Raw genomic sequence first — 16,369 nt, forward strand, 5'->3', positions numbered from 1 at the left:
TTTTTTTTAGTACTCTAAAAACAGGGACGGTTTGTGCTCTTCCTATTATAGTACCTCCAGTTTTACCCTACATTAAGGCAGGTCAGCAAACGCCCGGCTCAGGAGGATATAGTGGTAACCCGGGTACTGGTTGCGGTGTAGGGTCATCAGGCTATTTTGACGGATCAAGAGCTGTATACTCATACACGCCGCCCGCAGGAACAACAAGTATTAATATAAGTTTAGTGGTTATGCCACAATTTGCTGATAAAACGGGTGTTTTTGTTTATAATAGTTGCGCTGATTTTGGTGTAAATTGTGTTGCAGGTAATACAGATTCCTCATCGCAACAAAAAGATATTTTAAACCTTCCTGTAACACCAGGGATTACCTATTATATTGTTGCCGGTTCAAAAACGACTTCTTTTACGGACTATTCAATTGCTATAACTAAAGGTACTTGTACGTCGAATATAGAAGCAAGTTTTGGTGTTCAAACAGACTGTAATAATCCTTCAGCGTCTTTTTACTCTAAAGTTAACGTTTCAAATATGGGAGGTACTACTTCTTTGGAGTTAACGCCTATTATAGGTGGAGTGGTACAAACTGCACAAAAGCAAGTAGTAAATGCTCTAGGGCAATATACATTTGGACCCTTTGCTTCATTTCAAAAATTACAAATGTTAGTACAAAGCCCTCAAAATACAAATTGTTATATTTTGAGTGACATTTTGACAAAACCGATTGGCTGCCCTCCTACTAATGATAATTGTGCCAACCCAATCATACTTTCAACCAATGTAAGCGGTTTATGTAATCCAGTTTCAGGATCTGTAATAGCATCTACAACTTCTGCTGAATTCAATAACTGCCCGGGATCGGGTAATGGAGATGTATGGTTTGAGTTTACAGCTGCCGCTACAGATCACCTTATTAATATAGGAGGACTGTCAAATTCAAAACTTGATCTTAATCATGCGGTATATGAAGGCGATACCTGCGGAACACTTACACAATTATATTGTGAAAGTAGTAATCAAAGTGTTGCAACGAACTTGATTGTGGGGAGAGCGTATAAAATAAGAGTATTTATTGAAAATTCAGATGAATATGCGGGGACATTTAATATTTGTACTTCAGCATTTCCATATACTTGTATGGATGATAACCCTTTATCTGACACTGTAAAAGGACTTTTTATAAACCTGCTGAATCACCTGTTATCCGTTGACACTCCGTTGCCCAATAGCGTAAATGGATATAATTGTCCTGAATTAATTGCTTTGGCACCTTATATAACGCAACCTAACCCGAAAATTTATTCTTTTTCGAGGAGCAATGGCCAGATGTCCTTTTCTTTCTCTGGAGGAACGAATGTCTCATTAAGCGGTATCCCTGTAGGGGAATCGATTACCAATATCAAGTTTTTTTCCTATCTGGGGTCGGCTACTACTGCATCTATGTCAGTGATCTATGGGAATGGTGATATTGTAAATGCTGGAAATACTTCAAAGCTAATTGAATTTTGCCCTGAAAATGAATCATGTAATTCAGTGGTTGGAAATATCAGGATAAACCCGGGGATGTCATGTATGCTTACTGGTCAGCCTCATGGCTTCGCCCTTGATACTGATGCTACAAATATAACAGCCTACAGTTGGGTTTTTTATGATTATAATGAAAATATAGTAGGTACAAGCAGTCTACAAAATCCTGTAATGACATTTGCTGATAGTGATACTTATTCGGTAGAATTAAAAATAACGACTAATGATGGGTGCCATACAAACATTAAAAAAATATTTGCAGTAGTAGAAGATTGTACAGGTTTTTGCACAGAGAATAACCCTCAAACGGTAGTTGTCAAAAATTTATATATTGACCTTGTAAATTATCTTTTAGCAACTTACGGGTCTGGAGGGAATGTTGCTACTATTACCACTGGATTTAATTGTCCTCAATTGGTTGCCTTAGCTCCTTATTTAAATGATACCAATCCACTAATCTATAATCTTAGTTATACAAGTTCTACTAAATTACTTAAGTTTTCATTTGCGAATCATGGTACAAGCGCCTACGATGTATCGGTGATTAATAATGGTCCTGTAAGCGATATAGAAATTTTAGAATTTTCATCCGCAACAACGCCTTTCAATGCAACGACACTATATGTTAATGGTATTGTAGTTAAAAGTTCAGTTATGCATGTTAACTTTTGTCCGGGTATCTGTGCGCCATTGACCGGTACAGTAAATCTTGATTCAGGTATATCGTGCACGTTAGTTAACAAACCTACATTGTTTAATTTTCAAACTACATCTTCGACTGTAGTATCCTATGCATGGACTTTTTATGCTGCTAATAGTACAACAACAGTGTTAACAACGAGTGCGCTTCCTCAACCTTCATACAGCTATACAACAACTGGTAATTATCAGATAAAGCTTATAGCAACTTATGGTAGCGGATGTACCTCAACATTTTGGAAATCAATTACAGTAAGTAATACCTGTACAACATGTACTGAAACCAATCCGAAATCTGCAGATGTAAAACTGTTATATTTGAATTTAATCAATCATCTTATGGCCACAGGAGGTGTAAATGTAAGTAACCCATACAATTGTTCGCAATTAGAAGCCTTGTCGCCCTATATAACAGACAACAATCCACAAATTTGGAATCTTACCTTTACAGGAGGAGTTCTTAAATTTTCATTTAATAATCACGGGACTGACTTTGATGTTTCGGTTCCGAATACAGCACAGATAAGTGATATAAACCTAATTAACTACTCATCTAATATAACACCACAAACTTTTTCTACTACTTATGCAAATGGTACAGTATCTTCATTACATAGTATAAAACATATAGATTTTTGCCCTAGTACCGAATGTGTTCTACTATTTGGAGAAATTAAGTTAGATCAGGGGCTTTCGTGTATACCTTTAAATGTACAGCAGGAGTTCCATCTTCAGGCTGATAAAGTGAATGTTACTAATTATTTGTGGACTTTTTATAATCAATCGGGAAATATATATACAACTAATACTGATGCTGATCCTGTAATGACATACAATGTTGTTGGTAATTATTTAGTAAAATTAGTAGTCACCGAAAATACGGGATGTGTATCTACTTTTTATAAAACAATAACGGTCAGTGCCACATGTGGTACATCTTGTACAGAAATCAGTGAAGAATCTGGAAATGTAAAGGATCTTTATATAGCATTACTAAACCATCTTCTTAAAAAAAGTTCAATACCAAATGGCTATACCTGTCTAGAATTGTCTATGCTTTCCAGTTATATAACTGATATGAATCCCGCTATATATAATGCAGTATGGAATGGACAGGTACTATCTTTCTCCTTCTCACCAGGAGACGCCCAGCCGGATGTTGTTATTGGCAAATATGGTACTATTGGAGATGTGAATTTATTTAATTATTCTACTTCAACAGTAAATTGTAGCCCTATAGTGACTTATACAAATGGTACAGTGTCTAAAACGCATACGGTTAAGCATATAAGTTTTTGTCCACCTACAAACGTTTGCGAATCTCATGTAGCATTTGTCATAGACGAATCGGCATCTATAGATAGTAGTGAAGCTGAAAAGATAAAATTCCAGTTAAGAAAATTTATAGAGCAACAACTTGCTTTCGGCACAACTACTACAATATCATTTATAGGAATGTCTGATTCTGATACTGACACAAGGACAGACCACGTCCAAAGTAGAGTTACGCTTGATACAAAGCAGGATTTTGATAATTGGATCAGCAATTATAAAAGTAATTATACGCCTGTAAGAGAAGCTATGGGTATTAGCGCTAACTCTGATTATTGGGCAAGCGGACTTAGGCGAGCTTTAGAAACAGAAACAGATATTATTATTATGATAACGGATGGATCTCAAACATCCGATGTAAGTGAACTTAAGGAATTAGTCAATCAGGCAAATAGAGATTCACATTTATATGTTTATGGTATAGGGGAAGGTTACTATATTGATGGTAATAGTTACTATGGGCAAAGTATTTTTATTAGTGATATGGAGACTACCGGACAATGGCCATCTACCGCTACATATCCAGCTGGTCAGCAACTCATAACTTATGACACAACTCAAGCACATACAGGTAATAATTCTTTGAAAATTCACAATGCTGGTGCTTCAACTGAAGTGTATGTATATTCAAATAGCGTAGTAGATATAAATAATAACCAGCCAAGAGAATATACTTATTCAGCATGGGTTAAAAGTGAAACTGCACAGGCTGAGCTTTGGCTTACGATGAAAACAGAAACGGAACCTGGGTTTTATACCTATTCTACAAGTGTAAATTCAATAGTAAAAAATGGGTGGCAGTATATAGAGGGGAAATATATAGTTCCGGCAAATATTAAAAAATTAAGCATAAGGCTGGACTGTAATGGCAGTGTGCCTGCTGATGTTTGGTTTGATGATATTAAAATTACTGAAAAGGTATTGAGTAATCCAAACGGTAGCCAACCCATAAGTGAAGTGACATCAAGTCTTATGTCGTCATTACAGTTTTTAATGGGTCTTCCCTCTACACAATTTCCTGTTAGTGGTCAGGTTGATATATTAAGTTCCTCTTATTATGCATATTCAGATTTTACCCATCTTGAAAATGAAATAACATATTTTTCTGACAGACTGGCCTACTCTCGTATTGGTTGTGGTGGTGCGGTAACACCAAAGGATCTTTGTGATGATTGTGAAACCTTTCAACCATATCCGACATCTGATCAAGCTCCTATAACTTATTGGATGAGTGCTTGGGTGATGGAAGAACAAAATATACAGGTCAAAAAATATACAAATGCAATCATACATCTAATATTTGAAGATGAGAATGAAAAAGTAATAGTGGATATGCCTTTTTTACCGTCAGGTGATATTATTGATGGCTGGCAGCGTATAGCTGCCAAATTCGAGATTCCTGCAGATACATCAATAATGCGCATTGAACTTGAAAATGCTAGTCAGGGCATACCGGTATATTTTGATGACATCCGCCTTCATCCTTTAAATGGAAGTATGAAATCATTTGTATATGATCCTGAAACATTTAGGCTGGTTGCAGAGCATGATAGTAATAATTATGCAACTTTTTATGAATATGATAAAGAAGGCGGATTGGTTCGTATTAAGAAGGAGACATCTAAAGGTGTAAAAACAATACAGGAAAGTCGTTCGGGATCCATAATTCAATCAGGTAACTAATGAAAAATATTTTTTATCTGTTTTTGATAGTGTTGTCGCCATTGTACGCGCAGCAATCAGGAAAGTCTGTACTGGAAAAAGTAAAGGCTCAATATGCTTCCAATAAATTTATACAATTTAGTTCAATTTATAATTTGTATAAAAATCATGATGCTAAAACTATATATCAGTCTCATAAGGGTGAATATCTTAAAAATCCGGACAATGAGGTTTATTTAAAAATTAGTAGTACAGAATATTATTTGAACAATAAAGTAAGTACACAAATAAATCATGATGAAAGGATGATTTTTATAACGAATCCGGGAAAAATAAATAAGGATGAGTTTAATATTGATGAACTGCTAAAGTCATTTAGGGTTAGTGATTTTAAAGATAAAAAAATGTTTTGGGAAATTGAATTACTAGCAAAACAGGGTTCCCAATTACCTTATGGACGTATAATTTTGACTATTGGCAAAGATTTTTATATTCAAAAACAGGTTTTTTATTATAGTACCACTCTCAATTTTTCAAAGGATTATAGTAAGCCTGATGAAAAAACTCCCCGACTTGAAATTGTTTACGGCAAGCATAGTAATGCAGCAATTCCCAGAGCAAAATTTGAAGCGTCAAAATACTATACAATTGTAAGTAATAAAGTAAAGTTGTCTTCTAAATACATTAATTACGAGGTTGTTGATCAAAGATAATATTAGATAAGTAAGAAAAACTACATTTATATGTTAAGCAGAAAGTTTATCCTGGCAGTTTTATTTTTAATATATAGCAGCCTTTTTTATGGACAGGAAGAGCAGGTTATTACAAGTCCTCTTGTAGGAAATGCGATTGTAGCAAACGCTGATCTGAGTGTGATAGATTCACGTAATGCTCAACTTACAAACGGTACTTTTGCGTCAGTAGATCCTGCAGTGTACATTCATTTGGGTCTTATTGAAGATTCTGCTACACCAACTACTCAGGCTATAATTTACTCTTGTGCAGTTACATATACAGTTACACCATACACCGCGGCAGGCGTAGTACAAACAGCTTATAATATTACGCTTGAGGTAAAACATGATTATGTCACTGAAGGTACTAATGGATTAATTGATCTCGCAATATATAAAATTCCTGGAATACATAGAGCAGTTATAAAAGTTAAGTCAGTACAATATAAAGATGCAGCTGGGAATAATATCACAACGGTTAATAACTCAGCGGTTTATACCGAGGCAAGATTTATAACGCAACGGTACTTTAATTTAAAAAATACAGTTGTTACACCTATGTATGAATATCTTGTAACATATACAGGGTTTAATACTTCTAAAGTTGCATCTACCGGAGTTACAAATAATGAGCATGAATTAGAGATTCAATGGTCAGTTTATGCAACTGCTCCGGCTACAGAATATGAGCTAGAATGGGTATGGGTAGATAATTTTAGTGAGACACCTGGTAGTGAATTGGCAAAAACAGATATTAGTTTAACTGAAAAGGAGTTTGCTTCGAATAGCACCCGAATACAGACGAGTGATCTCTCATATAGAATTCCTCTTATATTTTCTAAAGGATATCTTATATATAGAGTAAGGCCAGTTGGAAGATTTCTTGATGATGTATCTAAAATTTATTACGGGAACTGGACAAGTGGATTAAGCACAAAAACAACTGTAAATGATTGGCCTCATGTTTTAAAAATTGGTAAAAACTATGAAGGAGATAAAAATTGGCAGTACCAGTCTTCTTATGCCGAAAAAGGTAAAAAGAAAGAAGTAATTAGCTACTTTGACGGTACGCTTAGAAATCGCCAGACCGTTACCAGAATAAATACTAAGAAGCAAGCCATTGTCGGTGAAGTTGTGTATGATTCACAGGGTAGGCCTGCTGTAGAGGTGTTACCTTCACCATTAGATGAATCTGCAATTCGTTACTATGATAATTTAAATAAAAATCTTGCCGGAAAAATCTTTACAAATAAGGATTTTGACTGGGATGATCCTACTATAACTTCATGTGCTCCAACAGTAATATCCGGAATGGCAAAAACGTCAGGGGCTTCAAAATATTACTCTGAATCGTCGCTAGCTTTAGGTACGTATCAGGACTTTGTTCCAAATGCTAATACATATCCTTTTTCTCAGATAGAATATACTCCGGATAATACAGGTCGTGTAAGGAGAAAAGGTGGTGTTGGAGAGAAACATCAGATAGGTACCGGACACGAAATGCAATATTTTTACATTCAACCTGAAAAAGACGAACTTAATCGCTTGTTTGGGTACAATGTTGGATACTTCAACTATTACAAAAAAAATATGGTTGTAGATCCTAATAAACAGGTTAGTATAAGCTATATAGATCCACAGGGGAGAACTATAGCTACTGCACTTGCAGGAAGTAAACCTTCCAATCTGGATGCGCTTCCAGATGAGCAAAATGCAGCACTTCATCAATTAACTACAACCGATCTGGCTTCGGAAGGTAATAATGCCAACTATGCTACGGGAGCTAACGGAAATACATTTGATGGTAGAAAAATTAGTACACAAATAAGCGTTGAGGATACTCCCTCACCAGTTATAACCTTTAATTATACTTTAAATCATAGTACAGACGCTTATAAAGAATCATGCCTTGGAAATAAGAATTATCCTTATGTTTTTGACTGGTCGTTAAGCCTTATGGATGATTGTGGCAATGAAAAACTCGTGGCTAGCCCTCTGAGCGGAACTATTGGTACACTAAATCTTAATTCAACTACAACGCCGGTATTAACACTCTCACGTACCTTTACGGCAAGTAACTTAAATTTAGGATCTTATACCCTTGCTAAAAATGTAAACGTTAATATGGCGGCACTCGAGGCTTATGCCAATGATTACGTAAGTTTAATAAGTAATCCTTCAAATTCGTGTTATGTGAGCCCTGATAATTTTAGTCCAAATGCTTCTATTTCAGATTGTAATGTTACCTGTACTGAATGCGAGGAATCATTTGTGACTGCTTACCTCTCTAGTGCTGATGCAGCCAGTTTCACTTCACTTATGAATGCGATTCCTTCAAACACAAACGAAAACAAACTTGGCGATATAACGCTTAGGGAAAATCTTGTGAAAAAGGCGGAGCAAGCTTATGTACTAATTAATATTAAGCCGATATTAAATAATAATACATTTACATATAATGGCTCTAACCTACTATATACTGATAATGAACAACTAATAGATCCTTCTTTCGTTCCAATGTATGAAAGCAGGTTTATTAAAGAATTTAGAGGACTACTGAATGGATGCAGGAGTTTTTGTGAAAATCCTGAAGGAGGTGTTTCTCCAAGTACAGTTTTTGAAGTACAATTACTTGCAGATATGAGTCCTAGCGGACAATATGGTTCTATTGAAGGTGCAGATCCTTTGACTGATGAAGAAGAAGTGGAACTGGACCCATTAAGTATATTTAACGAATCAAATGCTTTTTATTATGGAGGATATACTGATGTAGAATCAGGCGTTCCTAATACAGAGCTACCTGAAATTGATTCAAACTTTAGCTGGCGTCATCCTGCAATTCCATACGCAGATGAATTTAATACGCCATCTAAAATAATTGTTACACAAACTGGGAATAATTCATATGAGCCGGCAATAAAAGGAGTCCCCCTCACACCTGGTGAATTACCAGGTCAATTTTTGATAAATCCTGAACAGCTGCTGAATATAAAAGATTTTTTAAAGGAGTGGAAACCTACTTGGGCAAAATCGCTAATCAAATACCATCCTGAATATTTTTATTATATTTATTATAATGCTGTAGCTCAAACATCGGGTGTTGCTCCTGCTGTGCCAATGTCATCTGATAATTTTGATAGAGCACTTGAAAAAATTGACACCTTTGCTGAAATCAGTTCATCATCTAATCCTTTAGGTATTAATTTTTTACAACTAATCAGTAATACTAAAGACCCATACTTTAACACAACATATGTATCTTCTATTGAAGGCATAGTAGAAGATAGTGCAAAAAAAAGTCAGCGAAGTGCTATAATGGCTTTGGCTCTTAATGAAACATCTACCGGGCAATTTGACGGAATGATTGTTGGTACTGTGAAACTAAATATGCTAAAAGCAGCCTGCTATACAGTTATTTACGCCAATGGACTTGCAAATTCGGACGCTGCCACATTGTTTGGAGGATCTAGCTTTGCAACTTCTTCTGCTGCAATGTCTTATATATCCACTTTGCCGGTTAGTCAAAGAGATAGGATATGGATTACGTTCAGGAATTATTATCTCGGGTTAAAAACTAAAATTAAGAGTGTATATGCAAGCCTATATGCTGCAGAAAAGAAGCGCTATAATGGTTGTATAGGTGAACCGGAGCACGATGAAACTTTTTCAACGGTTTTCGCTGATTATACAAATTATAATGCTGTATATGAAACGATAGCTTCAAGTTTAACTACTAATTATAGCACGGTTGGCAACCCTGGTATATGTAGCGACAGGACGGCCTATCTATATGCTAATAAGGTAAAAAGATTTATCCCGGCAGATTTTGGATTCAATAATGGAGATCAGAATGGAGGCGGGAATACTATAGCAGCGGATACTGATGCTGCAATGTATTTAAAAACAGGGAAATGCCCTCTAGCTTTTGATTTAGAATATTTTCTGTCGGGTTTACTGGATATTAACTATAATAGCCAGGCAAGTTTCATCACTTCAGGTGTGACGATAAAGAACTATCCTTTTTTAACGCCTGACTTATATTCGGGATTTGGAGGTGTAAGCCCTGTGGCATTAAATGCGACCATTGTTGGTGCAGTACCTGCTGGATCTAGTACCTTAAACATTAAGGTTGGTTCTGTTGTGGATGCTATAAAATTAAGAATTGTTAGTACAGGTAATACGGGTTGTGGAACAGTTCCTACTTGGACTCAATATACGGGAACACCTGCATTTAAAATTACTGGATTAAAGAATTTTTATTATGTTCCGGGGTCATTTGATGCAAGTACAGGAATATATACCTTTAGAGTTGTAGCGACTATATTAAGGATACCTGCAGGATCTTGTACTTTTCCTGATGAAATTATTCTGGAAGGTACCACTATGGCACCTATTGGTGAGTGTGGTTTTACAGCAGATGGACCTGTTCCTGTGGGAGCAACTGTATTTAATGGAGAAGATACATCAGGAGCAGGTATTTCGGGTTGTACCAACAGAACGCGTTTTGAAACTGCGTTAGTGAGAATGATGAATAAATTAAAGGCAGCAGGTAAACTATATACCACAGGCAATGCGCTCGGCTTTGCATCATTTGGCTTAAATAAAGCGGATACCTATGGCTATGCCGGAAGTATCATGCCTACATTATTAGGTGATCAGTCAATTGCAGCAACCTGGAATGGATCTGCCACAGGATTAACTATAAAAGTAGGAACTACTACTGTAGCTACCATAACTGTAAATTTACCTTCCAATACTACTTTGATTAAAAGAATTACTGCTGTCAATATAGCTCAAGATGGTACTATCTCAATAACGTACCTCTCTTCAACTTACACACTTGTAACCGTAACTGGAAGCATTAAGGGTGCTTCTGCATTAATCGATTTTGGATGTACGTGTACTGAAACATACAGTAAAGAAAATGCTACAGAAAAAGCAATTTTTGATTTGTTAAACTACGTATGGAAATCTAAAATAAATATTATTGCCGATCCAAATTTAAATAGTACTGGTGTAAATATTCCTGAACCTTATCGTACTGAAATATTACCATTTACTAGCCTACCTAAAAATGGTATTTTTAACCTAAAAACTTTCACTAGTCCTAATTACGGATTATTTTTTGGATTCGACAGAAATTCAGCATGTTCCTTCAATTTATACTTTGGTAATAATGTAAATTTAAATAATGCAATAACAAGCTTTTCCAATTTGCAAATAACAGATTTTTCCGGTGATACAATAAATTTTTCAATTATAGCTAATCATCGAAGCTATAGTGGTGTTGCTGCGGGAGCTGTTGTTCTGACCGGAAACATAAATTGTATGAGTGATGTAGCGTGTCCACAAAATTTAACAGATAAAACGAATGCTGCGGCAGCATTAAAAAGTGTTCTAGGCTCTGTTATAGGGCAATACAATTCGGTTGCAGGCACGGTCCCCGATGGCTTTGCTGCTACTGGTTTAACAGGGACTACTGGTTTAAGTTCTTATTTGACATATGATATGACAGGAACGCCCAGTATCACAGATTTTTATGCAAGCTTTAACGGCTTGGCAGGTGAAATGGGGTTTTATTTTGGAAAGGGGTCGGATTGTAAGGTAGTTTTCACTTTACCCGGTTACAAGATTGGACAGATATCTTCAATAACAGGTGTAACAATTAATGATGATCTTGCTAGTTACACAGTTACAGGAACCCGATCCGGTAGTACAGCTTTTAGTACCACTGGTACAATAAGCTGTCTAAAAATCAGTCAATGTCCAAATACTATTAAAGTGCCATGCACACCTTGTATCCCTGAGACTGTAGATGCGGTTGCTTGCGGGCCGGCATGGACATTATATATTGCTAAAATGGGCACGGTAACAGGATTTAGTATGCCTTCATCTTTTACCGCACAGTTTTTTTGCGATTCAAATTTGCAATACGTAACAGAAGATTATTTGTTTTATCTTTCAAAAATGGGAGTAGTTAATATAGATAGTCCCTACTATTTAACTATAACAGAATTTGCAATGTCGGGGTTAGGGTATGGCAACAACAAAACCAGGGCTGCAGTTGTGAGTTATGCAAATTACAGAGCGATCTCTGGAAGTACCTTGTTTTGGAACAGGTACATTGACGAGATCTATATGGTAGAGAATGATGTTTGCCCCACGGTGCCGATTTATCCTAATAATCCTGTGGAACTAGTTGCTGAAAATCCTTGTGAGCTTTTTGTGAACAATGTTAACGGAACCTATGCTTCTGAATTGTGGGATGCTTACATAGCCGGAAAAAAAGAGGCTTTTAAACAGCGTTATTTAAAAGGCGCAATGGATAATTTAACAGAAACGCTTACAAAACAATCTCCCGATAAAGAGTATCAATATACTCTTTACTACTACGATCAGGCTGGTAACCTTGTGCAAACAGTGCCCCCGGAAGGCGTTCAGCGACTTCTTCCTGCAGGTGAGGCTCTTATTGACCCAGCCAGGACAAATAATACGGAAAACGAATCGCTGTTGCCCAAGCATACTCTTACTACGCAGTATCATTATAATACACTTAATCAGTTAGTATGGCAAAAAACCCCCAATGGAGGTATAACCAAATTTGCTTATGATAAACTTGGCCGTATTATAGCTTCACAAAATGAAAAACAGCTTAGCGCAAGAAACGAAATGCCTCAGCTGACTTTGGAAGCCGGAGTATCGTCAAAAGCCACTATAGTTACAAAAACCGGAACAGGAAGTACATATGTTGGTAGTACAGGCAGTAGCTCTGTCATAGCAGCGAACGGATATGTTGAATTTACAATACTTATTGATGCCTCAAGTCCGATAAGTACCAGTTCTAATATAAGAGTGGGGCTTACTTATACTGATGATCCTATTTCTTCTAATATAAGATATGCTTTTTATACGCAGTCAGACCCTTCCGTAACACCTATAGGGATTATTGAAAATGCAACGGCTGTATCAGGATATAATGGAGGTATTATATCTAATGGAGATATTTTTAGAGTTGAGAGAAAAGGTAATATTATCTATTTTTCTAAGAATGGGATTGTTATATATAGTAAAACTGAGGCTAATCCCGGACAGGCAATGCATGCTGATTTAGCAATAGCTAACCAGAATTCGAAGATATGCTACCTTAGGACTATGAGCTATAATAATGGGGATAAATTTAGTTATACAAAATATGATGGCTTAGGAAGGATATCTGAAGCTGGTGAAATTACCCCAACGGGCGGAACAGCTACTGTACCAAGATATACGATATCTGATGAAGGAAGGCTAATACTTGCTGGGCAAAAGGTGGATGGTTTTGATGAAAATTGTTTAAGAAATCAAGTGACCAAAACACTTTATGATTTGCCATTAAACGGAACAGAATCATTATTTACATCCTACGCTGATAATGGTAGAAATAGAGTGACATCAGTACTGTACTTTGATTCAATGGATAAATACATTGAAGATAATGCCTATTCTAATGCTATATTTTATGATTATGATGTACATGGGAATGTAAAAGAAATGGTAAGTGTTATCAATAATTCATCGCTGCAGGCACTGGGACAAAACATGTCCAAAGTACAATATGAGTATGATATTATAAGTGGCAATGTGAACAAAGTAATTTATCAGCCAGGTAAAGAAGACCAGTTTATTCATAAATATGAGTATGATGATGATAATAGAATAACGGAGGTATTTACAAGCAAAGACAATGTAATTTGGGAAAAAGATGCCAATTATTTTTATTATGAGCATGGACCTCTGGCAAGAGTAGAAATTGGAGATAAAAAAGTGCAGGGACTGGATTATGTTTATACATTACAAGGCTGGTTAAAAAGTGTTAACGGGGAGAGAATTGGCAACAGTTATGATGTTGGTAAAGATGGATTTATTACTGCAAAAGATGCCTTTGCGTTTACTCTTAATTATTATAAAGGCGACTACGATTCCAGATATAACACTAGCAATTCTCCAGTTGATAAGCAGTTTGAGTACTATAGCAAGTCAGAAAATATGGAGGGTAGTAAAGACTTGTACAATGGTAATATAAAAGAGATGGTTACATCGCTGATAGACCAAAATCAAAATTTATTACATACCCAGTTTAATAAGTACACTTACGACCAATTGAACCGTATTAAGGGTATGACCTCTAAAGGTATATATTACGATGCTTTTGGAGCACCTACTGTCCGTCCGGATTCTTATAGTAGCGCTTATACATATGATAGAAACGGGAATTTGTTAACCCTTTCAAGAGCAGGACTTATTCCAACGGCTACTCCGGGTATATTTCAGACAGCAGCAATGGATAACTTTACATACAACTATATTAAAAATAGTGATAAGTTAGCTAATGTTGATGATACTGTTGCGGTAGGAAGTTTTGAAACTGATGTTGATGATTCGTTACCATTCAGCTATACTTATGATGCTGTTGGACAGTTAAATAAGAATTTTGTGGATGGGGTGAGCTACTATTGGCGAGCAGATGGTAAAGTTGATTATGTAACTAATAATGGAGCTCCTATTACTTTTGGTTATGATGGTTTAGGAAATAGAATATTTAAAAAATTTGATGATAAATCAGGAACAGTTACTACTACATTTTATAAGAGGGATGCGCAGGGAAACCCATTAGCGACTTATGAATTAAAAGAAAATTCTGGTACTTCTTCGCAATATTTTCTTCTGGAACATGATATTTACGGTAGTAGCAGAATAGGCCTTGAACAGGAAAATTTACTGCTGGCGGAAACGGGTAAGGCAAAAATGGTAATGCAAAAAGCTTTCGCAGGAGATATGCAGATGAGCAGCATTGAGGTTAATGACGCTTCTAAAGGATTAAATCTGGTATCGTCGGCCAGCACATTCTGGAGTGATGATTATGCTGCCTCAAAGCTTAACTTTTTTGAACAGGCTGGGGCTAGAACTCAAAACATAACAATTGCATCTCATTTTAAGATAGATGACCAAAATTTCCCTAAAGGAAGTACACGCAACTTTGCCGACTTACAGGACCAGATAATAAAACCAAGGAATCCGAAATGGGGGTATGACTACAGGAGCGGACTGAAACTTGAAATGCTGCGGGATGCTTCAGGCGACTTTAGGCTTAAGATAACTTTGGAGCGTTATGTGAGGCGTAAACGTAAAAAGCCGGGACCAAAGACATGGCGTTACTATAATAATCTTGAAAATTCAGTTTATGAAATGGCTCCGGGCACAGGGATTCCTTCCGGTGAATGGGATATGGAACTTAAACTGGTATATAATGCCTCACAAGATATGTATGTGCCAACGGTTCTTATAAATGGTAATATGCTTACCAATTTTGTATATAGTAATAATGTGCTGTTAAGTGGTTACCCTAATGACAGCTACGGTACAGGAGGTACAGAGCCCGGGCATGCTGAAGCAAGCAATTCATTAGGAAAACGTCAAATAGAATATTATCCTAATTTTGTTGTTCAGGCCGAACCGGGTATAAAGGCAGAGATATGTGATTTCAGCTATTCAATAGATACTTCTTCTCATGAGTTTGCTTTTGATGAGACGTTATCTTCAGGAGCGATTACAATGTCTAACAATGGCCTTGAAATGTACCTGAACGGCCTTCAGCTTACTGCGGGTTACTGTGGTAATCCTGCACTGGACAGTGATGGTGATAACATAAAAGACACTTTGGATAACTGCCCTTTTACCTTTAACCCTCTTCAGGAGGATGTTGATGGAGATGGCGTGGGCGATGTATGCGACAATTGCAGGATTACATCCAATGCCAATCAGTTAGACAGCGATAGTGACGGATTGGGTGATGTGTGCGATAATTGTAAGTTTACCGCTAATGCTGAGCAGACAGATACCGATGGTGACGGTGTAGGTGATACGTGTGACAATTGTAAACTTATAGCTAACTCCAATCAGCTTGATAGTGATGGTGATGGTATAGGCGATGTTTGCGAGGGAATGGATCAGGGTGTGGGTAAACTGGCTACTATTGGTACCAAAATAACTACGGGAAGATTTGTAGGCAACAAGCGCTACGAACTTACTAACCATTTGGGTAATGTTTTGAGTGTAATAACTGACAGGAAACTGATAGGGGGTAATACCACTGAAACTTTATTATATGATATGCAATTTGCCACTACAACAGAAGGTTGGAGTAAAAACTCCCTTTCTCAGAGTATGGTAGTTGAAAATGGCAGGCTTAAAGTTACTACCGGAGTGCACTTGCATGGAGCAGAGAAGGGTGTTTCGCTTACTGCAGGAGAATCATACCTAATAAGCTTTGACGTTGACAGAGATAGTTTTACTGCCGGGATGAATTACAGATTTATTGATCCTGCTAGTCCTTCGCCGGCATTTAGTGAAGCGATTATTACAGAAAGTGGCAGAATC

3 protein-coding genes are annotated in these 16,369 nt (G+C 36.6%); all 3 read left to right on the top strand.

Features of this window, described 5'->3' with window-relative positions; translation table 11 throughout:
• Positions 1 to 5,240: VWA domain-containing protein (locus NHE85_RS07535; RefSeq protein WP_252811243.1), on the top strand; the 5,240-nt coding region annotated here is incomplete at its 5' end.
• Complete coding sequence (locus NHE85_RS07540) at positions 5,240 to 5,932, top strand: hypothetical protein (RefSeq protein ID WP_252811244.1); 693 nt, start codon at positions 5,240 to 5,242, stop codon at positions 5,930 to 5,932. The genes NHE85_RS07535 and NHE85_RS07540, both read left to right, overlap by 1 nt.
• Before the next feature lie 30 nt (positions 5,933 to 5,962).
• A partial coding sequence (locus NHE85_RS07545; protein WP_252811247.1) for a thrombospondin type 3 repeat-containing protein occupies positions 5,963 to 16,369 on the top strand: 10,407 nt, incomplete at its 3' end.

Source organism: Flavobacterium sp. NRK1, assembly GCF_024054175.1.
Taxonomy (GTDB): domain Bacteria; phylum Bacteroidota; class Bacteroidia; order Flavobacteriales; family Flavobacteriaceae; genus Flavobacterium.